This window comes from Dechloromonas denitrificans, assembly GCF_020510685.1.
Lineage (GTDB): Bacteria > Pseudomonadota > Gammaproteobacteria > Burkholderiales > Rhodocyclaceae > Azonexus > Azonexus denitrificans_A.
Genome location: NZ_CP075185.1, coordinates 3,485,098 through 3,511,211 on the forward strand (window position 1 = coordinate 3,485,098; position 26,114 = coordinate 3,511,211).

The 26,114-nt window shown below is 54.2% G+C and carries 20 protein-coding genes; 13 read left to right on the plus strand and 7 right to left on the minus strand.

The window, feature by feature from the left end:
* Nucleotides 1–23: 23 nt before the first annotated feature.
* The 3 genes from KI611_RS16725 (at nucleotide 24) to KI611_RS22205 (ending at nucleotide 2,021) form a co-directional block, all read left to right on the plus strand.
* Nucleotides 24–281, plus strand: a complete 258-nt coding sequence (locus KI611_RS16725) for a hypothetical protein (RefSeq protein WP_226416783.1) — start codon at nucleotides 24–26, stop codon at nucleotides 279–281.
* Nucleotides 282–598: 317 nt separating this feature from the next.
* Nucleotides 599–1,051, plus strand: a complete 453-nt coding sequence (locus tag KI611_RS16730; protein ID WP_226416784.1) for a hypothetical protein — start codon at nucleotides 599–601, stop codon at nucleotides 1,049–1,051.
* Between the two features lie 526 nt (nucleotides 1,052–1,577).
* Entirely contained in the window at nucleotides 1,578–2,021 is a 444-nt protein-coding gene (locus KI611_RS22205) for a DUF2971 domain-containing protein (RefSeq protein ID WP_226419938.1), read from the plus strand.
* Here KI611_RS22205 and KI611_RS16740 read toward each other — a convergent pair.
* Nucleotides 2,018–2,674 (minus strand): hypothetical protein, encoded by a 657-nt coding sequence (locus tag KI611_RS16740; RefSeq protein ID WP_226416785.1) that lies wholly within the window; start codon nucleotides 2,672–2,674, stop codon nucleotides 2,018–2,020. The two genes, KI611_RS22205 and KI611_RS16740, sit on opposite strands and share 4 nt — an antisense overlap.
* 472 nt (nucleotides 2,675–3,146) lie before the next feature.
* Here KI611_RS16740 and KI611_RS16745 point away from each other — a divergent pair, with 472 nt between their 5' ends.
* Genes KI611_RS16745 through KI611_RS16765 form a run of 5 tightly spaced genes read left to right on the plus strand, consistent with a single transcriptional unit; the run spans nucleotide 3,147 to nucleotide 9,367 of the window.
* On the plus strand, nucleotides 3,147–3,803 hold the full coding sequence (locus KI611_RS16745) for a TnsA endonuclease N-terminal domain-containing protein (protein ID WP_226416786.1): 657 nt from the start codon (nucleotides 3,147–3,149) through the stop codon (nucleotides 3,801–3,803).
* 2 nt (nucleotides 3,804–3,805) lie between these two features.
* Entirely contained in the window at nucleotides 3,806–5,797 is a 1,992-nt protein-coding gene (locus tag KI611_RS16750; protein ID WP_226416787.1) for a DDE-type integrase/transposase/recombinase, read from the plus strand.
* A 23-nt stretch (nucleotides 5,798–5,820) separates the two neighbouring features.
* Nucleotides 5,821–6,855 carry a TniB family NTP-binding protein gene (locus KI611_RS16755; protein WP_226416788.1) on the plus strand — a complete coding sequence of 345 codons (1,035 nt, stop codon included), beginning with the start codon at nucleotides 5,821–5,823 and terminating at the stop codon, nucleotides 6,853–6,855.
* A 3-nt stretch (nucleotides 6,856–6,858) separates the two neighbouring features.
* Entirely contained in the window at nucleotides 6,859–8,823 is a 1,965-nt protein-coding gene (locus KI611_RS16760; protein WP_226416789.1) for a TniQ family protein, read from the plus strand.
* A 46-nt stretch (nucleotides 8,824–8,869) separates the two neighbouring features.
* Complete coding sequence (locus tag KI611_RS16765) at nucleotides 8,870–9,367, plus strand: 3'-5' exoribonuclease (RefSeq protein ID WP_226416790.1); 498 nt, start codon at nucleotides 8,870–8,872, stop codon at nucleotides 9,365–9,367.
* Between the two features lie 143 nt (nucleotides 9,368–9,510).
* Here KI611_RS16765 and KI611_RS22210 read toward each other — a convergent pair whose 3' ends face one another.
* Nucleotides 9,511–11,688 (minus strand): zinc-ribbon domain-containing protein, encoded by a 2,178-nt coding sequence (locus KI611_RS22210; protein ID WP_226416791.1) that lies wholly within the window; start codon nucleotides 11,686–11,688, stop codon nucleotides 9,511–9,513.
* A gap of 486 nt (nucleotides 11,689–12,174) precedes the next feature.
* On the opposite strand from KI611_RS22210, the gene KI611_RS16775 reads away from it, so the two are divergent.
* Complete coding sequence (locus KI611_RS16775; RefSeq protein WP_226416792.1) at nucleotides 12,175–13,512, plus strand: hypothetical protein; 1,338 nt, start codon at nucleotides 12,175–12,177, stop codon at nucleotides 13,510–13,512.
* A complete protein-coding gene (locus tag KI611_RS16780; protein ID WP_226416793.1) occupies nucleotides 13,512–14,291 on the plus strand; it encodes a C1 family peptidase in 780 nt (259 codons plus the stop codon). Before KI611_RS16775 ends, KI611_RS16780 begins: the two co-directional genes overlap by 1 nt.
* 203 nt (nucleotides 14,292–14,494) lie before the next feature.
* On the opposite strand, the gene KI611_RS16785 is transcribed toward KI611_RS16780, so the two are convergent.
* The 5 genes from KI611_RS16785 to KI611_RS16805 form a co-directional block, all read right to left on the minus strand.
* The gene (locus KI611_RS16785) at nucleotides 14,495–15,394 is read right to left on the minus strand and encodes a hypothetical protein (RefSeq protein ID WP_226416794.1); all 900 of its coding nucleotides are present in this window, start codon (nucleotides 15,392–15,394) and stop codon (nucleotides 14,495–14,497) included.
* 114 nt (nucleotides 15,395–15,508) lie between these two features.
* Nucleotides 15,509–17,740 carry a DEAD/DEAH box helicase gene (locus tag KI611_RS16790; RefSeq protein WP_226416795.1) on the minus strand — a complete coding sequence of 744 codons (2,232 nt, stop codon included), beginning with the start codon at nucleotides 17,738–17,740 and terminating at the stop codon, nucleotides 15,509–15,511.
* Nucleotides 17,709–19,004 (minus strand): ATP-binding protein, encoded by a 1,296-nt coding sequence (locus KI611_RS16795; RefSeq protein ID WP_226416796.1) that lies wholly within the window; start codon nucleotides 19,002–19,004, stop codon nucleotides 17,709–17,711. The genes KI611_RS16790 and KI611_RS16795 overlap by 32 nt, the downstream gene beginning before the upstream one ends.
* On the minus strand, nucleotides 19,001–21,388 hold the full coding sequence (locus KI611_RS16800) for a TerB N-terminal domain-containing protein (RefSeq protein ID WP_226416797.1): 2,388 nt from the start codon (nucleotides 21,386–21,388) through the stop codon (nucleotides 19,001–19,003). Before KI611_RS16800 ends, KI611_RS16795 begins: the two co-directional genes overlap by 4 nt.
* Nucleotides 21,389–21,632: 244 nt before the next feature.
* Complete coding sequence (locus KI611_RS16805; protein WP_226416798.1) at nucleotides 21,633–21,779, minus strand: hypothetical protein; 147 nt, start codon at nucleotides 21,777–21,779, stop codon at nucleotides 21,633–21,635.
* A gap of 325 nt (nucleotides 21,780–22,104) precedes the next feature.
* Between KI611_RS16805 and KI611_RS16810 the strand changes: the two genes are divergently transcribed.
* From KI611_RS16810 to KI611_RS16820, 3 genes are read left to right on the plus strand one after another with little or no spacing between them, the layout of a single operon-like run.
* Nucleotides 22,105–23,526 carry a serine/threonine protein kinase gene (locus KI611_RS16810; RefSeq protein WP_226416799.1) on the plus strand — a complete coding sequence of 474 codons (1,422 nt, stop codon included), beginning with the start codon at nucleotides 22,105–22,107 and terminating at the stop codon, nucleotides 23,524–23,526.
* Between the two features lie 3 nt (nucleotides 23,527–23,529).
* The gene (locus tag KI611_RS16815) at nucleotides 23,530–24,684 is read left to right on the plus strand and encodes a UvrD-helicase domain-containing protein (RefSeq protein WP_226416800.1); all 1,155 of its coding nucleotides are present in this window, start codon (nucleotides 23,530–23,532) and stop codon (nucleotides 24,682–24,684) included.
* The gene (locus tag KI611_RS16820; RefSeq protein WP_226416801.1) at nucleotides 24,684–26,102 is read left to right on the plus strand and encodes a hypothetical protein; all 1,419 of its coding nucleotides are present in this window, start codon (nucleotides 24,684–24,686) and stop codon (nucleotides 26,100–26,102) included. Before KI611_RS16815 ends, KI611_RS16820 begins: the two co-directional genes overlap by 1 nt.
* The last annotated feature ends 12 nt before the right edge of the window (nucleotides 26,103–26,114 follow it).

The window sequence follows — 26,114 nt, forward strand, 5'->3', positions numbered from 1 at the left end:
TGCAATCCCCGAGGAGATTCACAATGAGTATCGACATCACGATTTCCATCGACGACAACATTAACGATCCGCTAACAATGGGACAGACCCACATCGTTAGCGAGATATTCCGAATCGCGAGCGAAGTCCTAACCAATGGGGGCAAGGTAATCGTCCAAAGGGTATATACCAACGCACAACCAGATACGCTTTGCGAGTTCAAGAGTGAAAGCGAGTTGAGCGGCTGGAAGGAACGCCTCAATGAAGTGCAAATCAAGCTCGGCCGCGAGCAAATCATCTAATTGAGAGACCGCTGTGGCGACATTCGATATCACTCCGGCCATCTGCTTTACTTACGGTTACGGCGAAGAAGACGGTAAGCAATTTGTCGAGGGGAAGTTCCTTTCCCGCTCGGACAATTCTTCGTTGGGTGTCTCACTAAAGGTATCCCGCGACACTCGTTCTGAGGCGGTGGATGCAATTCACCACCTCGCGAAGCTGATAGGAAACGACGTTGCCAAGTAGGGTAGTGGCCCACCCCATCATTCCACCAGACCTTGCACATAAAGTCGCGCAAGGCCGGTGAATTCAAACGCTATACGTCTTAGGCGCGAGCGCTATGGGCCTGCTATTCAGAGGTGTCTGCGACGAGCTTGACCAGTTAAACGAGGGAAGACTTCGCCCACATGGAAGACTGCACAAAATCTCGATTAGACGAGATGGAAAGGTCAAAAGAGGAGAGGGGCCTTTCGACAGATACCCATCGGAGAACAACGCCGTGCGCGCACACCACGTCGAATCCGGACTGTACGAGGGCTGCTTCATCTCATTTACAAAATCGGAAGATCGAGCTCGTGAGTTCGCGAGCAGGGACATCGAAGGGGAAAGAACGTCGGGGTACATCTATGTCGTTGATGAGGACATATTGGCCGAACACCGAGTCGTTGCCCTTGAGGTCTCCGATCCGCTATACCCATCAGAAATGGAAGTAACGCTTAGATCTGCCGACAATGGAGACTTGCCTGCTGCAATCGTTGTTAGAAAGTATCGGGTCTATGTCGAAGACCTATAACCTTTCAGTTGAGCGGACCTGCGCGAAAAGCCGGGGCGATTCACTGCGCCTATACAGCTGCCCCTCATACCAGATAATAGACAACGAAATTTAGCTACTCGTGAAGCCCACTGTTTTCTACAAGTACACCACCCCATCGACGGCCGAAATTATTCTCAGGAGTGGCCGGTTGCGGTGGTCAAGTCCAACAGTATTCAATGACTTGGCAGAGTTCCAACGCATGCCACGTTTTGAGCCAACGGTTAGCGAATCCCATCGGCTCCTTCCCTTGGTATTGATCGATGCCGCAAGCGGAAGACAGTCGCTTGACCTAGCATGCTTGGCTCCAGCTAATCATTTGGTTCTTAACCGCATCAATGAAGCCCTCCACAGAGGCATTGCGGAAGCCAAACTGCTAACCCTCTTCGAAGATTTTGAGCGACCCGATGCAGACGAAATCATCGAACAAAGGCTCCGGGATCACTTTGATTTAGACCTCAGGAGCGTGCGTGTCTTGTGTTTGACGTCCACATTCCACAATGAAGTAATGTGGGGCACATATGCTGACAACCACGGTGGCTGCGTTGTCGGATTCAAGGCCTCGTTGAAAGATAGCCCGTTTCATGTAGCCAAGCCAGTGACTTACTCAGAGGAAGCACCGATTGTTGGATCTGGCTTGGACTTCTTGCTATATGGAGACTCGCAAGAACTTCGGCGAAGAACGATAGAAGCCGTCTGCTATACGAAAAAGTCAGGGTGGTCCTACGAACAAGAGTGGCGCCTCATAACTCGGCGCCCCAACGAAACTGACGTCACTCATGGAGATTACGTCTTCTGTCCGGAGGAAATTGAATCAGTAACGTTCGGAGCACGAGCCAAACCTAAGTTCGCAGAGGCCATATGTGCAATCACCCGGAAACAATACCCAGCAGCATCTCTTTTCCGAATGACACACCAAAAGGGCGAGCTGAGCCGGATCCGTGTCGCCTAGCCTATGGCCCATCGCCGCTGGAGATACTCACGGAGTTCTCTCGGAATCATCGAGTTTCGTAATCCCCCCCAATCAACCTGCCGCATGAGATTCTGAATTGCTAGGATCCAGTATTGAAATAGTGGCCGGCTTTGAATGATTTCTGCTTCCCGAATCAACGCCACGGCCGCCACAAGATCCTCAACAGTATGGAAACGGAGGAGTTCCATTAATAGCTGTTCGCTGTGGAGTGGGCACCGCCAGAAAACCTTGGTCACCAGCGATGGGGGAAGAATAAAGTACTCTCGAATCCTGGGCGGCAACCCTTCGTAGATCCGCCGAAGGTCACTCATCTCCATCGGCGCCACATCGGCTAAAAGCCAAAGCGGCGAAAACAACCACTTCTCCGTTCCCGGGTAACGCGCCTCGACACGCTCGACCAGCTTTGGCCGGCCGTCCCCTTGGTATCGACTACGAGGCACAACCTCTCCTCGCTTGTATTTATTCCAAATACAAGAACGCGGCGTCCGAGCACTCCCTTCTTCCCGGAACTCCCTCTCCAGTTCCCCCACGGTCAGCCCGCTTGCCTGCGAGACGGCATGAAACCAACTCCGGACCCGCATCGACCGGATTTTTGGATTCTCTACATAGTGTTTGAGTTGCCTGGTCGTCATTCTGATAGGAAATCCACTCCGACAATAGTCGGAATTTTCCTTTTATATTAGTCAGTTATATTGAAATTAGTCAAATTTTTTCCTAGATTTTGACAATGACTAGAAAAACCAAAGCCTTCCGGGAGAATCGTTTTTAGTCCCACCGTTCTGGTGAGACAGGGATGGCCACCCATTAGGCCAAATCAGAAGGAGAAAGACAGAGACAGGACGCAATGACAGGGGGCCCTTTCGTGGGCCAAAAGCGACAACGGCCCAAGCTCTCCCGAGCCTAGGCCGTTTTTGAAGAAATCTAGTTTCGCACACCAGATGACTTCATTCTACGATCAGAAGGCGACAAGTCAAGCGCCTCTCTGCCGGTGTCGCTTACCTTCGGGAATCCAATAGCTGATGTCATTCAGACGTCGGCACGCTGGAGTTCCGCCTGCGATTTGTCGCGGTCTCTCCGTGTTTTGCAACTATGAAGGAGAGCGTCATGACTTATCAAGTTGAAATTGCATTTGCAGAAGAGGAACGCGCCCGCCGCGTTATATCTCGCTCCAACAGCCGTGTCACCGGCAAATATCCTGGCCTCAAAAGTCGCCGAATGCACTACTGGGAATCCTCCCTCGAGCGAGATGCTTTCATGCTCCTAGATGTTTCCGCCGAAGTGGTCTCATTCGACGAGCAGCCAGTGACCCTCTATTACGGTATTGGCAAGAAGCTCCGTCATTACCCAGATGTGCTTGTCTCGTATCCGAACCGCCAAGTATTTGTCGAAATCAAGACGGACCGTGAGGCGCATTCGATGGAGGTCGTAACGCGGACAGCCTATCTGATTCCCGCATTGGCGCGCCATGGCTACGGTTATCGGGTTTGGACCGAGTCGGAAATTCGTGATCGATCATTCCGTTTGTCCAATCTGAGATTTCTGCTCAGGTTTGGGCGGACCGAGGTCGAGCTTACTCGGTTCGAGTGGCTTCGGCAGTTGTTCAGAAAACATGCTTCGCTCCCTTGGAAGGAGATCGTCGGCCACCCAACCGACAAGGGCAAACTTTCAGCCCTCTGCCGGCTCATCCTCGAGGGGCGACTTCGAATCGATCTGATGCGACCGATTCTTCCGGAATCATTGATCAGCGTGGGGAGGATGTAATCATGAGCCGCGCAAAATTCATGAAAGGGATGGAAGCCTATCTGGATGGCCGCATCTGGATTTTCCTTCGGCAAATCGATGCCGGCCTCTGGCAACTCGAGGACAAGATCACGGGAGAACTGAAACGGCTTCCACAAGCCGAACTGCTCAATCTCTACCTGGACGGTCGGTTCAGATTCGTCGAAACACCCGAAGAGCAGCCCTCGATCAGCAAGAAAAAGCAGCGTGAGAACGCCATCAGCCAGTTCAACTGCCTGCCAGAAAAACTGCGCAATCGAGCGAAATACCGCCGACATTACGTCGAGGCCTTGCTGACCAAATTGGGCCCCACACCAAATCAAACCATGGCCGAGGAAGTCATCAAGGCCGAGTGGAAAGAAATCAAATGGCCGGCAAAGCCACCGCATTACGTAACGGTATGGCGATGGATGAAACGCTACCTACCGGGTGGCAACGATATCCGTTCCGTAGTTGACCAATATTGTCGCTCCGGCAATCGAGATGCCAGGCTCCCGGCCAAGCTGATTGAAATCCTGGAGGGAGCCATCGACAAGGTCTATATGACCCAGGAGCGAAAAACGATTCAGGACACCCTCGACTATGCAATCACCGAAGTCAGGCGCGAGAACGTTCTCCGACTTGAGGACTGCCAATTACCGATGCCTAAACTGCGTCAGGTCAGACGTCTGATTAACGCCATTCCTCCATATGACCGATATGCCGCTCGCCATGGCAAGCGAGCTGCAGACATCTATTTCCGGTCGGTCAGGAAAACCCCGGGCACGTCTTTACCCCTTGAGCGGGTCGAAATCGACCACACCCGATTAGATGTCTTCGTCGTCGACGAGGAGACGATGTTACCCCTCGGCCGCCCATGGCTGACGCTTTGCATCGATGTTCATACGCGCATCATTCTCGGCTTCGACCTCAGCTTCGACCCACCCAGCCATCTCACCGTCGCCCGCTGCCTTCGGCATGCGATGCTGCCCAAAGGCAACCTCAAGGAAAAGTATCCGGCAGTCGAGGGCACATGGGAGATGTTCGGCGTCATGGATACTCTGGTATGCGACAACGGCGCTGAATTTCACGGAGAAAGCCTTGAAACAGCCTGCCTGACTTTGGGTATATCCATTCAGTATTGCCCGCGTAAGCAACCGTGGTTCAAAGGGCCTGTTGAGCGTGTCTTGGGCACTTTGAATCGAGGCGTTGCGCATGGTGTTCCCGGCACGACCTTTTCCAACATTTTGGAGAAAGGCGACTATGACGCAGCAAAAAACGCCACGATGACCTTGAGCACCCTGCGGGAAACCCTGCATGTCTGGATCGTAGACCACTACCACCAACGCCCTCACAAAACCTTGGGCGATACGCCTGCACATGCCTGGAAGATCGAGACGGTCGGTCTGGATATCCCGGTTCCCGCCGATCCCAACGAACTCAAAGCAGTGCTTGGTGCCATCGATTCCCGTCGCCTCACGCACAAGGGAATCGAGATCAATAGCCTCTTCTACAACTCACCCGAGGTGCAGTTGGTTTCTCGCCGCTTAGGGAACAATCTTGACGTGACCGTGCGCTTCCAGGCCGACAACGTAGGGGAAATCCATATGCTGGTACCCGATACCAGTATATATCTGCCAGTGCCGGCCATCGACCTTGAGTACGCCAGAGGATTGACCCTTTGGCAGCACAAGGTCTGCCGTAGGTTTGCCAAGCGCAATCTGCAAGGGCGCACGGATGTCGAGGCCTTGGCCGAAGCTAAGCGCCGGATAACTGAACTGGTTCTCGATGACTTCAACCGCAAGGTTCGGCGCAGCCGAAATCGGAGTCACCGTTTTCTAGAACGCCAAGGTACTTCGCCGTCATCTCAAAACAGCACCACGGCGGCACCGGATACCCCAGCCCCAGCTACTCCAACTATCCCTCTGCCAAAAATCAAGCGGCCCCGAACTTTCAAGGCATTGGTTGAACCGCGCCGCCCCGATAGCGCTGCTTAATCCCGCACCTTAGGAGAGCTCAAATGTCATCTTTTTCAGTTACCTCTGAAAATCTCGACGATCTCGTCGACCGAATCCTGATTCCACACACACAGTTCGAGCGGGCTATCGCCCGTATCGAGCAATGCCTACGGGTAATGCAGAGATGCGCTGACCCTGTCGGCCTTGCCATTGTTGGAGAATCCCGAACAGGTAAATCACGCACCCTGGAGCACTTTGAAAGTCGTCATCCGCCCTTCCGGACCGCCGATGGGAGAAAGGTTCCGTTCCTTCGCGTCAAGGTTCCGTCCAAACCAACCGTCAAGGGTTTGGCCGAACTGCTTCTATACCATTTGGGCGACCCGGCTTTCGATAAAGGGACAGAAATCGCCAAAACGCTTCGCCTGGTGATTTTGCTTGAGCAGGCAGGAACGGTAATACTGGCACTGGACGAATTCCAGCACTTTTACGACAAAACAACCCGTAAGGTTCAGCATCACGTAGCCGATTGGCTTAAGGTCTTGGTCGATGATGCCAAGCTGGGGCTGATCGTTACGGGCCTGCCCAGATGCCTGTCCGTGATCGAGCAGAACGAGCAGTTGGCCGGCCGTTTCATGACGCCGATACATCTTCCTCGCTTCGACTGGACGAATGAGGATGACCGCGAAGAATTCTCCGGCATCTTGATGGGAATGGGGGAAAGCCTGTCGGTCTTCAAGTGGCCTCAGCTAGATTCGCCAGAAATCGTTTTTCGCTTTTACTGCGCCACCGGAGGATTGATTGGCTACCTAACCAAGCTGCTGAAGCAGGTGACTTGGAATGCACTGGATGCTGACAACCATTCGATCGGCCTGCCGGAACTGTCCGCAGCGCATCACGAAGCGCTGATCAAGAATGACCCTGCGTTGCAGCCTCGATTCGATCCCTTCCAAAGGGATTTCAGTTGCGAGATGACGGAGGAAATTATTCATCAGGTCAGGACTATCGGCACAGTCCAGCAGGAACCGCCATCCCAAAGGGAACCCTCCGGCCGTACACGTAAACCGAAGGCCTCGGAAGTCTTGTCGGGGAGAATCTGAGCAATGTACACGACCTGTCCCGATGGCCAGCTCGTGTACACCCCTCCCGCAAAAGCTCGGGAGGGGTTGCTCGGCTACGTTCTACGTATTTCGGAAGCCAATGGATACGAAACTCCATGGTACATCTTTGCATTGGCGGGGATAACTCCGGCGCAAATGACCAGTGGCTCGCTACCAATCGACAAGTTGTCGAAAATCATTGGCCGTCCCCTTCAAGAACTGGCGCATCAGGCATGGCACAGTTACCCGGACGGTAATCGCCTTCCCCCGACAAATGGGGGACGTCACCAAATGGTTAGCCAACTTCTACTTAAGCACCCCAAAATCTGCCCACAATGTGTTGCAGAGAATGGCAGTGTGGACTCGGCGTGGGACCTGCGCATCATGCTGGCTTGTCCGAAACACCGAATTGCCCTACTAGACCACTGTCCAGTTTGTCGGCGCAAACTTACCTGGTTTCGCCAAGGGCTCGATCGCTGCCGCTGCGGACATCGCATAACAATCGCAGAACAGTCATTGTTTCCGCAACACACGATCGATCTGCTTCAGGTCATCTACGATACGTTGCATGGTTTGCCGACCAACCCGACGCCACCGAGCCAGATGCCAGCGAGCGACCTGCAGCAACTGGGGATCAACGATCTTCTGAAGCTCTTGACCAAGGTAACCAATACGCTCGCAGGAAAGAAATCGCGAGGCAAGAGCGCAACGTACGACCGAGACACCCTAGTACACCTGTCAGATTTTTTCCAAAGCTGGCCTAAGCAATTTCATTGCTTCCTATATGGCATCGACTCCGCCCTGAACCAAGCGACCGCTGGACTGGCACGCCGCTTTGATTCTTTTTACAGGAGTGTCGTAACGGCCAAAAGTATTCCCAGAGAAAAGTTAGTGTTCTTTCGCACAGCATTCGGGCAGTACGGCCCCTCCTGCGGGCCCACGCCCGGTGCCGACCCCCGTTTTTTTCTGACCCCGGAGAAATGGAGGGAGTTGCGCGAGCAAGGACTGTCACCCTCGCAAATCCGGCTACAGACCGAGGGGACAGGAACACCAACCAATGTCGTCAATCGTGTTGAACTCGCCCGACGTCTTGGTGTGCGGCCCATTACGGCTCGTCGCTGGGCTGAACAAGGCAAACTCGGTCTGGAGCTTCAAGACACGCTCATCAGCGGACAGTCCGTCTACAAAACCCCCATCAAATTACCTAACAAGGTTACTGACGGCGCCGTAGATATACATAAGGCAGCAAAACACCTCGGCATCTCTGTAAGTATGCTGGAGCGACTGCGTCACGACGGCTATTACCACGTTGACCATTTAAGCGCCCGTTTCAAACAGTTCAACTATTTTGATCTAAACAAGTTACGTGCGGACTTTTTAGCTTGTGCCCCCAAAAAAATCCCCGATGTTCCGGCAAGCTTCATCACGCTTGCAACGTTTTGTCGGATGAGGATTTACGGCCCCGACAATAAATATCGAATCTTACGCAACATACTGGATGGCACTCTTATTCCTGTTGGGCGACTCGGGGAAAACATTGGCGATCTCGTAATCGATGGCCAATCGATTCAATCGTTCCGTGAAGACGTTAGTATCCATTACGCCCTCCCTGCCTTGATAGTAGGGAAAGTGCTCGAATGCGACCCGAGAATTTGTCCAACGTTGGTTACCTGGGGGGAATTACAAGGCAGTTATCGTGGACGTAACTTGTACGTGACAACACAAAGCCTAGAGGAATTTCGGGCGAAATACTTGTCTTGTCAAAGTATTGCAAAACGCCTGAACAGTACTTCTAAGCTCGTGGTGCGCCTCCTCACCGATCAAGGCATCAATCTGCTCAACGTACCGCGCCCCAATCGTTCGAACGTTAGTCCGCAGCCCTTCTCCCCCCGGGAACAAGCCGAACAACTATTCGGGTCAATCATCGTATTGCCTATGAATATAGAGCGGGGGCATGCTTGCGCATGAGGTCACACTAGGGACTTTTCGTTCGACAATATCGCCTTCCCAGTAAATGGTCACTCTACTTTTCTACGACTGCGAGTTCACCGATCTGAGCGATTCTGCATCGTTGATCTCAGCAGGTTTTGTCACCCAATCGGGAGACCATTTTTACGCGGAGCTCTTGGATTTTGAAGAAAGCGACTGCAACGAATTTGTGAAGGCAACGGTTCTGCCTCTGCTGTCTTTGCCCCCGACTTCAACGGCCGATTTCGTCTCCTCGCTAAACGATTGGCTCAGCAACGTGGGCGGAGATTTTCTGTTTATTGCCGATTCCGATTGGGATCAGAAGATCCTGACCAAAACCTTTGCCTCGCTCGGCAAAGCCATACCTGGAAACTGGCGATTTCAGAAAACCCCAGGCAACTTTACAAACGGCATGCAACGCAGTTTGTTCAATGACGAAATGGCGGCGTTTTTCCTGCGCCATCCGGATGAGAAACAGCACCATGCGTTGGCAGACGCCCGTGCGATCCGCAACGCCTACTTGCGCGCGGAGTCAGGCTATTAACGGTAGCCTGGCCAACAAGTGCTATTCGGCCTTTGCTATCGTTCGGCGGTTGCGAAAATTAGGGCAGCAATGTGCTGGTAGCCTGCCGCCTAGCAATACGCAAGATCCCGCAACGGAGGCTGGTACTTTCCTGTACCTAACTTTCAATTTCGAGGCCGACGCTGCCCAGGTCTAGCGTTCGGTGCACACTTCGGGCAGGCATTCCATCCCCTAACTCTTGATGCGATAGTTGCTTGCCATTCAGTCCCACAGGAGTTGCATCGCCACCAAATTTTAGCTCCGCTGCTGGGCCTATAGTCCTCAGGCCGATGGCCATTGTTGCTCGTCAGATTAAACTCACCTGCGAGGTTGGGGTAAACAACCGCGAAATTATCCGTAGGGCTCGGTCTTCGCTTTGCACAGTACGGGCACCCTTGTATTCTGCTTCGGTTGTACGGGGATGCCTCATAAACATGGGATGGGTCCTCAGGACAAAACCACCAGACCTTCTTAGTTGAACGGGGCGTAACCTCGCCGGGACCAAGGTCGCCATTCATCTTAGGATGCCATTGGCGCGCCAAATCCGGATAGACGGTAGCGAGATTGTTGTTAGCGTCAGGAAGGTTCCCCGCACAGTATGGGCAACCCGCACCCGATTGGGTTCGGTGAGCGATGCGCGTTCGCCACACATGTAAAGGATTTCGGGAACATTGCCACATCACACGCTCGCCGGAATTTGGCAGAAACATCTCTGGCAACAGGGGCGCATTGCTCTCGAAATCCCATTCGGCCGCAATTTCCGGGTATAGGTAAGCTAAAGATCGGCTTGGAATTGGCTTTTTTAGATAACAACGGAGGCTACGAAATTGCGAATCAGCCCGAAGGCCTCCGCAGCGCGCTGCATTCTCTAACTCCTGGGCCATTTCATCGGCTAAAACCAAGCCAGAGTGTGCCAAAGCATTAAGCGTAGCCGTAACGATTTGCTCGTGGTTAGCAGATGTCTTCACTACAACATCATGCCGACCGATTGGCGAAAGCGGGGCTTGCCTTACTCGTAGAACTTTGACCCCATGGACACCAAGGCGAGTATTCTTTGCAAGATCGTGCTTTTCACGATCCTTGTGCCAGTATCTGCCGTCAAACTCAACAGCAACGCCAAGCGACGGCAAGAAAATATCGCACTCGATCCCATTGACACGGAACATCCACTCCGCGTCAGGAAAAAAGAAGCGCAATTCACAGAAAAGCCGAATTTCAATCAGCGACGACTGTGTCATACATTTTGCACAGCCCGTTCCAACCAAAGCTCGTGCAGCTACGGCAGCCGCCCAGTGATGGCCACGTTTGCACCGCCACCACACATTCCGGTTGCTTCCCGGAACAACGTCTTCCGGAGTGATTGAGTTGCGTTCCACATCCCACTCCGCAACGAGATCTGGCCGGAGTACTTGTAGGCTGTTACTGCCATCTGCAAGCCGATTGGCGCAATACGGGCACCCCGTTTGAAGGATTGCTCGATTCGCAATCCTTGCAGACCAGGAATGTGACGGATCGGACGCACAACGCCACCACGCAATACAATCGCTTCCTGCACTGAAATCCTTTGGCGAGAGACTGCCGTTCTTTTTTCTATCCCATTCAGTTGCAAGCTCTGGATGCGTCGTCTGCAGGCTCGTTTCCGAGGTTATACGGTGTCTGGAACAATAAGGGCAGCCATGACCAGACGTGCGCTTTTTGACCGGGGCGTCCCACTCATGTCCCGCGGGACAATGCCACCACACCACACGATCGGAACGCGGCAGCAAGTCAATTGGCTGCAAATCGCCATTGCGGGTAGGGTGCCATGACCTGCCAACGTCGGGAAATTCGGTTGTTAGGTTGTATTCCGGCGAAGCCCTATCTCGCGTACAAAACGGGCACCCCTTTGATGACAGAAAAGCCGCGACAGTCGTCCGCCACTCATGATGCGGATGCTCTAGGCACTGCCACCAAGCCTTGAAATCTGAACCGACACCGACATTCCAAGGCGTGACTGCACCATTCATCGTCTTATGCCAGCAGAGTCGCCCACGCTCAGATTGATAGCCTAGTGAATTACAAATATTGCAACGCTGGGTCTTGATCATTCGCCAAACGACCCGCCGAAAGGTATGCCCTTCAGGGCATCGCCACAGCAAATCCTTTCCGCTACCGGAATGAATCAGTGTCGGATCGCCATTTTCTGGCAACCAATGTCGAGCAACAATTTCTGGATAGGCGGCCGCTAAGCTATGATTTTCTAGCGGCGTTCTCTTTTGTCGCGGACTTGTTTCTTGTACCTTTTTGGAATCAGATATGCTCAAAATTCAGCAACCTTTCATGTTTAGCTTGCTGGCCAAAGCCTTTGAGATTCTTGATTGCAAAAGAAGCCAGAGTACCACGGACATACCAATTCAGATTTCTGCGCCTGTCATTGGCCGCAAATTGGGCCAAGAAGCGCAGAAATGGTCTGTTCGCTTTAGGCGACAAACTGCCGGATGCTATGGGTAACAGACAGTAATTTGGCCAGAACGGTCATTCAACGGGCACGAATTGAACGGCGGCTTTCCAACCGTCAACAGGCGGTGAGGCCATTGGGTGCTGAGCGGCAGGCAACATGCAATTTACATTTTCTCTGACTGGGATCAAAATCAGCCGCACGCCATTGTTTTACGCCTTACGCATAGTGACTTGTAGCGTCCCGTAGTCGGCTTTTACAGCACCAGGGAGGAATCATGATCCGAGCGTCTGCACTCCTAGCATCTTGCCTCGTTGCCACCGGCTGCGGCACCGCCCTCAAGGTAACGCGAGTGGATCCGAAGGATCCGAAAACCTTCGTCGGCGCTCCCTTCTCGCTGATGCATACGCGCTACCGCGTCGAGGTGACCCGCCAGGTTGCCGGCTGCGGACCCAACATGACCGCGTTAATGAAGGCCGAGGTCAAGGTCACAGAAAGTGCGCCCGATCCCGCCCAACAATTTGTTCTGGACACGAACGGTCTGGCCGGCTGGTTCAAGACGAGCGACGTCAAGCTGACCTACCATCCCTCGGGGGCCGTAGCGTCGCTCAACGCCACTGTTGAAGATCACACTGCAGAGGTGATTGCCAATGCCGCTGCGACGGTGGTCAAAGCCATATCGATCAGTGCTGCTGCTGGCGGCGCCCCAGTCGGCGGAGCTCTGGCGGAGGCCTGCAACGCCAAAACCGTCGACGCGCTGGCCCAGATCAAGAAGCTGAAGCCTGGCGTGAACGCAGCTACCGCTGTGGTCGATGCGCTTACTACCGACATCAAGAATCTCTTGGCTAAGGTCGCTGCCGCATCCGGCAACGCCGACGAAGCGACCAAAAAGCTCTTGTCCCAGCGCTACGACAGCCTGGTCCTAGCCAACGAGGATTTGAAGGATAAGAGCACTGCGCTGGACAAGGCCCTCAAGGTCGTCACCTATACCGAGACCCTGGTTTGGCCGCCGAATGGCAACACTTGGACGCAGGTATTCCCGCTGCCGGATGGAGTCTTCAAGCGCTGGGGCAACGTGGACGATGATGAGAAGAATCGGATGCAGTTTGCCGTAACGCTGGCTCTCGGCGGAATGGGTGCAACCGGCCGGGCCGATTCACCCGCAACGCCGACAGCCGTTCAGCCGGATCTCGGGCTTCCGTACCGTATGCCGCTCGCCGGGCGCCTGGACGTTTGTGCGGGGGCGGCCTGTACCGCCAGCGATGTTCCTCTCACCCGTAGTGACGGGGCAGTCTTGCAACTTGGACCCGTCTATTACTTCCCCTGTGTCAGCGGTTCGTTCACGAACGTCAATTGCGCGTTCGAACTGACGGAGAACGGCTTAGTAAAATCCATGGGGTCGAGCCAGAAAGCGGCACCCGCTGCGGGCGCAACGGCAGCCCTTAAGGATCTGGCGACCCAGGCGGCTACGGCGCAGGACACCTGGAGCACGCGGGATACCAAGCGGCTGCAAGCCAAAACGGCCGCATTGAAGGCAGAGGCCGACTTCGTTACCGCCGCGGCCACCTTGACCGATGCCTCACAGATGGCCATGCTCAAGACCCAGGCTGATTTGATGAATGCGCAACGGGCGCAGATCGAGGCCGAAGCAGCACTCAATGCCGCAATGAGCAAGGCGGGGAAGCTCTGATGGCCACCAAAAAATCCGCGTCCGAAGCGTGGCACGTCAAGACCAGCAAAGTTCCGCACGCGCTGCTCCGAGCGCTGCCAAGTTTCCAGGCGCCTCCGGATGCACTGCCGGTCAGTAGTTCCCGCCTCTTCAGCCTGCTTGCTGATGCACCGGGGGCTCCCGGTACCGCCGTCGTGGATTGGCGCACCAGCGGTGCGCTGTCGCCACCAGCCTATCAAGGCCCTTACAACACTTGTACGTCGTTCGCTGTGGTCGCCGCTATCGAGGCGCTTCACTATCTGAAGATGCGGACGCGCATTCAGTTGTCGGCTGGCTTCATTCATACCTGCTTACTGGAGCGTGACTACTCCACTGGCGCCGGTCCACGCGAGGCTGTTGATGCCGTCTGTGCGCATGGCGTGGCCTATGGATTTCCGGGGGATTACCCATTCCCCCCCAATCAGTGCATCGCGAAAAACCTGTACCCCGTGCGACAACGCGTTCGGCTTACAGGCGCCAACGATGCAATGTTGGCGATCGCAAACCATGGCCCCGTCGTGGCCGACATGTTCATCGATCCTGCTTTCGTCAATCTTCCAGCGGGGCGTATCTATTCCCACCAGGAATCCCCACAGTCGCGGCTGCATACCGTATGCGTCGTCGGATACGATCAGCCCCAAGCTTGCTGGATCATCGCCAATAGCTTCGGAAATCGCTGGGGGGATGCAGGCTTTGGCCGCATCGCATTCGGGTCCGGTGGCTTGCTGGATCAGCGGGGTGGCTGGCAACTGATCCTCTAGCGTTCATGATAGCCCCTCCCTTAAACGATATATAGAGGCCAGAGCACCGCCTTAAGCGCTCTCCGGATCGGAAAATGGGGACCGCGTGAAACAGGTGCTTCTCTTCGCAGCTCGACCAGGATGAGACATTGCTCTGACCGCCGCGTGGCAACCGAGGTGTCTGCAGCGGGGCTAACTCAGCCTCTCAAGCTTTTCAACAGCGGCTATTCAGCCTGGTGCGTCTCCACCGGTGGAGGATATGCTGACGCTTCAGCGATTTCACTCGATATGGCCGCCGAGGCCACGGCAAGCAAAAACATGGCGTCGCCTCGGCTATATGACTGCTGTGCACCAGCGTGATCCACATGGTGCGCGAGATGAGCATAGTGGTATGCCGCCTCTCTCACGAGCAATTCCCGCTCGTGCTTTGTCATGGTTTTTCGGGCAGCCTTACAGAATTTGTCGAGCGCTCCTGAGCTCTTGTCCTGCTGCCCAAGCACCTTCCGAACGCCCTCAAGTGCCTGCCGGCAGCGTGCTACCACGCTATCGTAGCGCCCCCCCAGCAAATCCCCATGAGCGTGCCGAACAAGTTCTGTAACGGGACGCAATTTATGTCCTAATTCCGCTTTTGGCAGTTCAACACCGATAACCAAGATATCCGCGTAATCGAGTTGCTGCAGTACCCGAGCCCAATCGCTGATAGTGGCCTCATAAGAAAAATCCTCGCGAGCCCACTGGCTATCTCTTTCTCCGCGCGCCTCGCCAGAGACAGTTACGCGGAAATATAAACCACCGCCGTTTCTAAGCGCCTCCAGAGCAAATAGTTGCTGCTCGCTAAGATTAAGCAGAAATTGGATACATTGCCTTTGGGTAATCTCTTTTGTCTCCAGCGGCAAAGGCGTTTCAGGCAATGCATAGCCGATCCGCTTAAGATTTTCACGATTAGCGCCGACTGAGATGTCCGCCCGCAGGTTGCCCAGAACTGCTTTCCCGTCGGCAGGTTCCCAATTCGGCAAATTAAATTCGAGACTGAAGTTGAGCTGGTAACAACCGACTCCCTGCACACCAAAGATATCCAACACTTTGGCGTCAGCGATAGTGCGGCTTTTGTATGTCAAACCCAAGTTGATTTCCTCCTATGCGGCGAGTAGCTAGATTCGGTAGTTATGTGTTTTCGACCGAGCTATGAATTATCCGCTCTCAGTCTGCTGTCGAGTTGCGCATCACGAAAGCAATCACTAGCACGCAATGCTGCGTGCCACATCCCTAGCGCCAACAAAATCCAAACAAAGCGACGCAAACGAGCGACGCGCTATAGCCTCAGGCATCGCCCAATCCCACTTTTCGCGCAGAATATTCTTGGCATCCGTGAGCAGAAAATCAGGATCAATATTCTCTAGTTCAGCGATTTCGCGCAGAGCATCCAGAACGCGGCCCTTGGAACTGCCCGTGATGTTAATCACCAACCCTTCGTTGCTTGCCTGCAGACCAGATCGAATGAGCAGCAACCCCAAGGCGTCATTAACCCAGTCGCCACGCCAAGTGAGCAGACAAACTTCGTTACCCTGTTCCAAGGCTTGATTAGCATCCAGTCCTGCACGCTGATAATAGCTCTGCCCCTCCTCCAATAGCGTCCGAGCTCCTTCATCGAGAAATGGCACCTTATCAGCGGCCGCTAGGACTGCCCGCATTTCCTGCCGGACTCGGTCATGCACCATTGCTCCGCTGCCATCGAAGGCCGGTGGCGCCCCACCTTGGTCCGGAGCGACCACAATGAGCTTCTTGTCGCCGTCCACCTCCAAGACCCGCCAACGACGGCCCGCAAAGATGATCCGCTGTTCCGGCACGAGAGGCCGGCTCACGGGCAGTGAGCCCAGCGCCTTGCCGTCGCAGACCAGGCGGAACTCTTCATCGCTGGAGAATGCGGCAAAGAATTCGTAGTGATTGACGAGCTTCTCACCGAGCTCTCCATGCAGGAGAAGGCCGGAACTGTCCTGGATTAGAAGACGCAGTTCCCCCATACGCTTCAATAGCAGAAGAAAATCTTCCCGCGACAATCTCTCAAACGCCCCCCCTTCAGCAGCCAACGTCCCCCATAGTTCGCGGACATGCGCACCGCCACGCTCAGCGATGATCGAGAGTATTTGCTGGACCAGGGTTGAGCCATGTATGCCGCCGACCCGAGGGGGTTCAAACCACCCGCCGATCAACAAGCGGATCATGGCCACCGATTGCACCAAGCCTTCCCGCAGGCTATCCGAGATGCTGGACTTCGGCCCCAGGGCAGGTTCGATGCAGTAGCTACGGAGAATCGCAGGCTCTCCCTTTCGGCGTCCCGATCGGCCGAGCCGTTGCCGGAGGCTCGCGACTGACGGCGGCGGGCCGACCTGGCAGATGCTCTTGACCGAGCCGATATCGATTCCCAGCTCCAAGGTCGTCGTGCAGATCGCCGTCGCCGGGCGAGTTCCTTCCTTCAAAGCCCGCTCCGCCTCCTCCCGATAATCCTTGGCCAAACTGCCATGGTGCGCCCAGAATTCATTGGGAACGCTCTCCCGTTCGCAGTGACGACGTAGCAAGTCGGCGTAAATCTCAACCGAGCGCCGGCTGTTGGGGAACACTAGGTTGTTCGAAGCGCGCAGCACTTTGTAGAGGTGGGCCGCCACCGCCACCACGCTGCCGGGCACCACGTCTTCCAACTCCGGATTCTCTAGCTCTGGTTCGCTTTCGATCCGCGGCGGTGTTTCCGTATAGCCTTTCAACAAGATCTTCAGTTCCTGGCCGCCGCTTTGGGACACGATCAAGTGCACTCTGTCGCCGGCCGACGGGCGCAGAAAGCTCGCTGCCAATCCCATGTCACCCAAGGTGGCCGACAAGCCCACGCGAGGCACTGGATGGCCCGCCACCCGCTCGACCCGACGCAGCAACGACTGCAGTTGCTTGCCACGCTCCGATCCAATGAAGGCGTGCAACTCATCGACCACGATATATCGAAGCCCGGCCATAAGCCCGGGCATGGCCGAACCGCGCATGACGAACAGGGCCTCGAGCGATTCCGGGGTAATCAGCAGGATACCCTGGGGATACTTGAGAAATTGATGCTTGCGGTTGGCCGCGACATCGCCGTGCCAACCGACGACTGGCACCTCTAAGGACTCACACAGGTTGTTCAGCCGGCCCCACTGGTCGTTGATCAATGCCTTCAGGGGGCTGATGTAGAGGACCGAGCCGATGTCCGGCTCATCGCGCAGCAAATGTGTCAGAATCGGAAAAAAAGCCGCCTCTGTTTTACCTGCCGCCGTAGCGGCTGCCACAATCACGTCCCGGTCGGCATCGATGAGGGCAGAAATCGCCTGTTCCTGGGCATCCCGCAACGTGGTCCAGCCTTCGCTCCAGATCCAGCGTTGGATACGCTCGTCGAGCAGGGAGAACCCTTGCGAATCAGAGCTGGAAGCTGGCGAACTCGTCATCATTCTCGAGCGCCAAGTCGGCTGTCCCGCCACTGTCAGCGACCACCTCAGTAACCCCAATGAGTGCCTTCCAATCGGCGCCAGGGTTCTGCTCGAGTACTGCCAATAGGTTAATGAAGGCCGTAATCGTGGTCCGCGGCGTCCTGAAATAGGCATCTCCCAACCGCTTGGCGCAATGCTCCATGAAGGCGGGAATGGCGGGCTCCGGTAGGAGATATTGGGCGACCTCACCTGATGCATAGACATGCCGCAGTTTCTGCAGCAGGACGAAGAAATCCTCCGGGGTGAGACTAGCCAAACGCATCACCGGACCCGAATAGTCAACCATGCCGGCCTTAGCAAAGGTGTTTTCTGCCAAGCGGGACTGCAGCGCGGCATAGCTGTAGAGCCCGCGCCGCGTGTCCATGAGGAACTCGGGTGTTCCCCCCAGCACGAACCCTAGGCCCTCGGCCGAGCCCTGCAGTGAGTCGTTCAGGATGCGCAGGATCTGCTCGTAATTGGAGTTCCTGGCCTGAGTGTTCGAAAGCTTGTAGAGATTGACCAATTCATCGAGGCAGACCATCAAGCCGCTGTAGCCTGCCAGGCGGACAAAGCGCGCCAGCAGCTTCAACTGATCATAGAAGGACGCATCGTCGATGATGGTCCGCACGCCCAGCGCCGCCCGGGCATCGGTCTTGGTAGTGAATTCGCCGCGCAGCCAGCGAATAGCGTCGGCTTTGAGTTGCTCGTTACCTTCTTCGAAGCCACGGCAGTAGGCGGCGATGACTTCGGCAAAGTCGTAGCCATTGACCATCTCGGTCAGGTGATCGAGCCGTTGCCGGATTGCGGCCTCGGTGGTGATGCCGCCTGCCTTGGCCTCCGATTTCGCCTGCGCCACGAACTTTTCGACGATGCCAGCCAGCGCACCGCCCTCGGGTTTGGTGCGGCTGGCGAGGTTTTTGGTGAGCTCGGCGTAGAGCGAGCGTGCCTGGCCACCGGTGGCATGCAGTCGGCGATCAGGATTGAGGTCGGCGTGCATCGTGACCAGCTTCTTCTCCAGCGCAATGGCGCGAACGAGGTTCAGGAAGAAGGTCTTGCCGGAACCATACTCGCCGATGACGACCCGGAATCCGGAGCCACTATCGGCGATGCGCTCCACGTCCTTCATCAGCGCCTCCAACTCCTTGACGCGACCAACCTGGATCAGGTGCTGGCCCGTGCGCGGCACGACGCCGGCTCTCAGGGATTGGATGACGGCATCACGGTCTTTGGCGCGGATGGTGCTCATAGGGGAAGTTTCTCCAGAAGCTCTTGGTTGATTTCGATGGGGTCGTCGCCTTCGGCAAGCGGCGCCTCGAACGAATCCAGCATGGTTTCGTTGATATGCTCCAGTGCTCCGTCCAGCATCAACTCCATGTCGGCCGCCATGTCGGCCAGCTCGTCTCGGGACCATACGTGCCGGCCAATCAATCGACGCAGGAAGGCGGAATGGTCTTGATCCAGGCCCAATACCCCGGACACCATCTCGGGCGCATCTTCGGCCGATGTAGCCTCGTCGACGGCCGCTTCGGCGGGCGCTTCCTCCGCAAAGACATTCGCCAGCAGCGCGGACACCGCCTCTGTTTCCTTCTGCAGCTGGGCAATACGCTCGACGTCGAGAGTAAAACCCGGGGGCTCGGCCGGTGCGACGGAGGCACCAATGGCTGGAGCAGCCACGGACGCCCCGGTCGCAGCTTGGACATGCAGGTCGGAATAAACCTGTTGGGCTTCGATCCCCAGCATCTTGTAGACCCGCTCGAGGAACTTCACCTCCTCGGGAGTGACCTTGCCGTCGGCCTGGGTAAGATGCGCCAAGAAGCGGACGATGGAGCGCTTGGCGTCCGCCGGCAAAGGCTCCAGCTTTTTCTTGAGCGACGCTAGGGTGGCCGGCTGGTCGACTCCGAGCCGTAGATGGGCTTTGAGGCGTTTTCGGTGCGCTTCGCTCAAATGCGCCCAGGAATCCACCTGCTTCGAAATGTGCAGTAGTTCGTGTGCCGACGCCTCGCCATCGGCCAGCGCCGCCACGCAGGCGAGGTCGAGCGTTACCGCAGCCGCTGAATAGGCCGGCCCCGTACGTACTGCCCCATCCTCCGGGTGGGTGGCGAACAACGCGACTTTTTCCTCTGCCTTCGGTGTCTTGGCGCCCGCCAAGACGTCTGGCTCCATGCCGAGGTGAAGACTCTCCAGCGCCCGGGCGAGGCCCAGTACCTTGTCGCGCGTCAAGCCACCCGCGCTCTTCAAGCGTCCGGACAGTTCGCCGAAGCTCATGAGAATCAGGCCATCACCGACTCGCTTTTTGAGATCATCGAGTTCCGCCCTTACGGGGGCCGGCCAGAGTTCGGCAGGCAGTTGCAGGAGTCCCTCCAGCGCTTGCGCCTTGTCGGGATGGCGGCCGATATACCGGCTGTAGGGATCGAGCGCGGTCGTGCATTCGTTGACCAACTCCTGCAATTTAGTGACCGGTGTCTTCACCGCTGAGACGTCAGGTAAATCCGCGATCATGCGGGTGAAATCGGAGGAGCGGAGACCGGCCGAGGCCGGTGTGTAGCCGACCTTGAGCTTGGTGCGATTAACTTTGAGGATGAAGCCTTCGCCATAGACCTCGGAGTACCTCTGCTTGAACAAGCTGGCGAACAGATCGGCGCAACGGGTCGCAGCCGTCCGACGTGAGATGTTCGGGTCGGCCTGTGCCCATGCCAAAGCCCAGTCGGCGGGTACCGGCTTCTGGTCGACCGCCAGCTGTCCGAGACCAACGCGTAGTGCCAAGGGAAGAACAAAAGAGTATTCCGTGATGATTGGCGGCTGTCCGAGATACGACCTTTCGCTGACTCCGTCGGAAACTATATAGCTCAGGAATTGGCTCGCGTAATTCCGGAACGAGTGATTGCCGCCGTAGATATCCAACAACCCCTGAACTTCGGCTGCAATGGCCGGGATATCCGCCTTGGCAACAGGATCAGTCTGCGTATCCAAGAGGACTCGGCGTTCCAATCCATAGAAGAAGAGAAAGACGTAGCCGATGTTGGCCTGCGGCGCATTGCGTTCGCTGGAATGCCACTGCAGATAGCCCTTTCGGGCATCCGGCGAAATGCTCGAGTAGCTGGGCCAGTAATCGGTCAGCGCCAAACTGATGTCGACATCAGCGGTGGAGACCTTGAGGCTCGGGTTGATCAGGGCAGGATCGACATCGTAGTAACCCGACTTCAGACCGGTGCCGACATAGATCATTCCTCCCGGAATAGTGACTCCGGCGACAGTGACGGTTTCCCCACCCGGGATCCAGCGTGCTTTTGCCTGAGCACCGGCCGGCGGCGTCGGGATTCGGTATTCATCGCTGCCAGACGTTCTGGTAAGGCTAACAGTGGCAAATACCTCGGATTGCTTGGCGCTGTTGGTGGAAGCTCCGGCTTGAGGTGCAACAGATCGTGCAGGCGTGGTTGTCCGGGCTTGAACCGGCGCTGGCTTAGGCAGAACGGCGGTGTCCTTGGTTTTCGTGAATTTCAGGACGATCCAGACGACAATCGCCAAGACAATGAGGCCGATCCAGATCTCTTTGGGGACTGAGGCCAGGAGCCCGATGATGAGGGCCGCCCCTACAAGCAATCCACTCCCTGCTGAACTCTTCTTCGCCACGATGCGTCCGCGCCTCCTATTAGCTTATCACTTCCACACAGGCATGATCGTATGTCGCTTGGCATGACTAGGCAATATTCATAATTATCGCTCTAACAGAGACCGATCTGAAAATACCGATTCGCAATCGGGTTGTCCTGCTTTTTGGAGCTCCCTCAGGCAAGAAGCCCGACCCACACAAAAACCGCCGATACCCACATGGGCATCGGCAGTCACAGACAGATCGTTCAATCTCATTTCTGAGCTAATCTGCCATGACCTCTTCCCGAACCTGATCAACGATACCAATCCGGCTGAACAACTCGGCGAAGGTGTCGAGCTTAATGACCCGGAAGAGCTTCACCCCGGCTATGTTGAAGGCCACCGAAGTGTCGTGAGTGGTGTAGGTCACGGTCGACACCAGATCATAGGCCGGCGCCAGCAGCGGACGCAGCGGGTTGTCTTAGATGAGTGCCCAGTTCTTGATGTAGGCGTCGCCGATCAATTTAGTGCGATTTCACAACTAGGCGTTTGGCACACCACGGAGGAACCCACAGACCCATCGACATGCCTTTCGTCATATTGCAGCGATGAGAGCAAAAGTCGAAAATTCAAGATTAAATCTATCAAAACCGCATAGCTGACAACTTTCAGCAATCGACACTCATTTAATTCGGTTATCACCTTTGGACGAGTGTTTGGTCAAAAAAGTGGGAAGTCGAACAAGGAGGTTTTCCGTGAAGGCTGATGACATTGCACACGCCCGAACTCTTGCAGAGGAATTCATTGCACAACGAGATGGTGGGAAGATTAGCGCCCAACTGGGTGACGGAGGATCTGCGGTCGTATTTAAGTTAGAGCAAGCCAATGTTGTGCGTGCACTCAAGGTATACGATCCTAAATTTTTTGCCTCAGATGGTGCCCAGGCAGAGCAACATCGCTTGAGTCTTCAAAAACGACTCATTGGGCACCATTGCCCCTCCATGATCGATACGCTTGCCGTTGATGAAGACCTTGGGACATGTTTTTTAACAATGGAGTATTTCGCCGGCCATGAACTAAAGAAGGTTCTCGGCAAGGTCCCCGATGAATCCATACCTTCATTAATTTCGCAATTAGTCGAAGCAGTACTCTTTCTAGAACAATTTGGGCTTGTCCACCGCGATATCAAACCAGAAAACATATTGGTATCTGAAGACTTCACGCAACTAAAACTGCTGGACTTAGGTGTTGTTCGCGAAATCTCGACCGACGAAGAGAGAGCAGATGCCACTGACCATGGTCAGCGACGGCCATTCATCGCAACTGCACAATATAGCTCTCCAGAATATCTTTTCCGCCTAGAGCCGCCATCCGCGGAATTATGGAAAGCCCTCACGTTGTATCAGGTTGGTGGCGTCCTACATGATTTAGTGTGCAAACGTCCACTATTTGAAAAATCCGTAGCAGCTGACAATAAATATGCATTAGCAATGTCAGTCATGAGAGAAACTGCAAATTTCGATGGCGTTTCTCCCAAGGTTGCAGAATGGGCAGCCTTGGCTGCACGATGTCTAACGAAAGACAGTTCACTTCGCTTACAGATCGTTGATTGGCCAGACTTCAAAGGCGGAGCTTTATCGCCAAGAGATCAGTTAAAACGAACATTAGCGGCTCGTGGAGCAAGAACTGATCGCGCAATTGTCGATGAAACACGTATTCACGAGCTGCACCGTATTCGTGAATCTTCCGCAGCAAATTTAATTCAATCGCTTCGCCAAAAACTAGTAAGCGAATACTCACCACAGTTAAGAATTTCAGAGCTTCCCACTACTGAAGGACGAGCTAGTATCGTTTTATCGTTAGCCGACGAACCTCTTGGAGTTGCGTTGGCTATTGAATTTAGCTGGGAATCAGGAACAAGGGAAAAATTTGCGTCGGTACATTTAGCAGCAATAGCGACAGCTAAGCTCGATGGAACTGAACTCAGTGGCAAGCGTAAAGCCATTGGCGAGAATGACCTGGATGGCAGCAGTCAAGTGCTGTTAGTTGAATTACTGATTGATGCCGTAAGTGAAATTCTAATAAAGCACAGCGCTCTTACAGCGACGGGTAATATTTCTGAAGGAGCCGACTTAGTTTCGTTAACTTGGATGCAGCCAGACCAAAATCAGAGGTAAGAAATGCAAAATAGCTGGTGGACAAAACTCGAACAAATGGACGCAGACCAAAAACGGTTTGTAGGATTCGATGCCGATGGCAAGCACCTTTTGGTTGGCCCCCCGGGATGTGGAAAAACGAATTTGTTGGTAATGAGAGCTCGCTACATCTATGGGAATGGTTTAAAAAACGTCTTAGTGCTGACCTTTACAAGAGCGCTACAGGATTTTATTCGCACGGGCGTCGCTGAACGAAAGTATCTTGGTACAGATCAAATTCAGACCTTCAAATCTTGGGCTCTGACTCATTGCGGCATCTATGCTCCTGATTTAATGAAGAGCTACGACAGAAATGCATCATTTGACGTCCAAAGAAACCAACTTCTGGAAATTTTGAAAACTGCCAACGAAAGAATCGGCGGGAAAAATCTATATGACGCAGTTTTAGTCGATGAAGTACAAGATCTGCTACTCGATGAAATCAAGCTGCTAATGCAACTTTCAGAACGTATTACGGTAGCTGGCGATACGAAGCAAATGATCTATGAGACAGGCCAAACCGTTGATGCTCTTGAGCCTCTGGGCTTTATCAAGACCGAATTAAAGTACCATTACCGCATAGGTCTCTCGGTAGCAGACGTTGCAGACCGAGCCCTGCAACCTGCAGAGGATGCTCAAAAACTACGTGCCAACTCTCAATACAATGAAGAAGAATTGAAATCTCGTTCGAACTTATATGAATGCGCCAGTCGTGAGCTTCAATTCGAAACCATGTACAAGACCTTGGAGTTGCAACTGCGCTCTTATCCCGGAGAGGGGTTGGGAGTCCTAGTTCCTCGCCGATTCATGGTGACAGAACTGCAAGAGAAATTCGAGCGAACACCATTAGCGAAATCTATTGCCTATCACACAGAAGACGGAGTTGAGCATTCGTTTCAGTCAGGAAAACTCATCCATGTACTTCCATTCAAGTCCGCAAAAGGAACCGAATTCCGAGCCGTACATCTCTACGGACTCGAAGAACTCAAGTATCCTCAGGTACGTCGAGAATTGATATTCATGGCCGTTACAAGAGCCAAGACAGCTCTAGATGGGTACCATACAGGCAAAATTCTCGGTTCAGTGGCAACCGCATTTGCGAAGCAGACCCCACCACCATCCCTTGCGGACTTATTGTAATGAGCACTGCAATTACGATCGATTGGTACCCAGTAGAACGTCAATCGCTACCGGCCATCCTGATGGGCATCGAGAAACCTTCCGGTTCTCCGCTACCCAATCCTCTGGCTACAAGCTCCAAGGATGTTGTCTTGGGTATAGCGAACCTGACTGGGGTTGTTGAGTCATCCTTTCCAAGCATAATGCTTGTTGGATCGGCCAGAAAAGAAGTCCTAGCATGGATTTCAACGTACGCTGAAGAGGCGTTTCCATTATCACAATTTTGTAGGGTGCTCTCCACCGACGATTGGTTGGACCTTGCTTCTGAACAACCATCTTCACAGCTGATCGGCCCAGTAAATTCCTTATGGTCATCATTAGTGTTGGGAGAAATGCTCGGGCAAGTCAGTTCCGATCAAGATGTGTCGACTATTGCGCTTTCTAGAGCGTCGGCTTGCTTTTCCTTTGCAATAGCGCGTACAACTCTCCTCTACCCACATCGGGATACGCTGAGAAATAAATGTGCTGATCGCCTATCTTTTGTGGAAAATAACTCACGTTTTGGCCGCAAGAACATCTCAACAGCACTACTCAAGCCTATTTGGTCTGCCGCATTTGCTGTGGAACGTATAGCGATTGGATCATCCGATTTCGCTACTTATCTTCTCGGTCTATTAAAAATTCTCGCCCCTCAAGTATTGGCATTAATCGAAAGCAATAAATTGCTTTTGAGCGACTCGGCCGAGGAGCGGGTTAAAGGATTTGACTCGATAGTTGATTATTTGTTTGCGGAATCAAAACATAATCGAATTAGCCGAAGCCATTCAGCTTTGTGCTTTGCTGTAGCTGCACTATTAGCCGGAAGAGGAACCAGCCACATTCAATTACTAGGACCGGTAGCACAAGACTTCCCTGATGCATTCCCTTGGTATGGCCTACTTGCTGGCATGGTTGGCCAGCAGTATTGGGATAAGGCATGGAGCCAACAGGTAAAGGGGGTTGAACGCACATTGAGACAATGCTTTCGCCTCGATGAACCTGTTCAAGCCGACATTTGCTGGATCGAATATGATTGGCTTGCGCGTACGTATGATTCACCCGAGGCGTTTTCCATGCTTCCCAGAAATTTCCCAAGTGGATTGGCTATTGAATTACTCCCTGGAGTGATCTGCCAGTTCAGACTAGAAGATCATTTTGGTGCCAAGCTGCGCAACGAGGCTTCCAAAACGCCAACCGAGCCAGCTAAACCTACTAACGTAGACAATACCAAAGAGATTGCTCGGGTGTTGGAAATGCTTAGACAGGCTCAAGAATTGCTGCAGAAGCAGGTGCCAGAGGCAAACAAACAATTTGGCTTATTTGTCGAGCAAGAATTGCCCACAACTCAAAAACCAAAGCGCAGCAGAGAAAGTCGCGCCCGAAAATCGTCCGAGAAGTAACCTTAGCCGTTC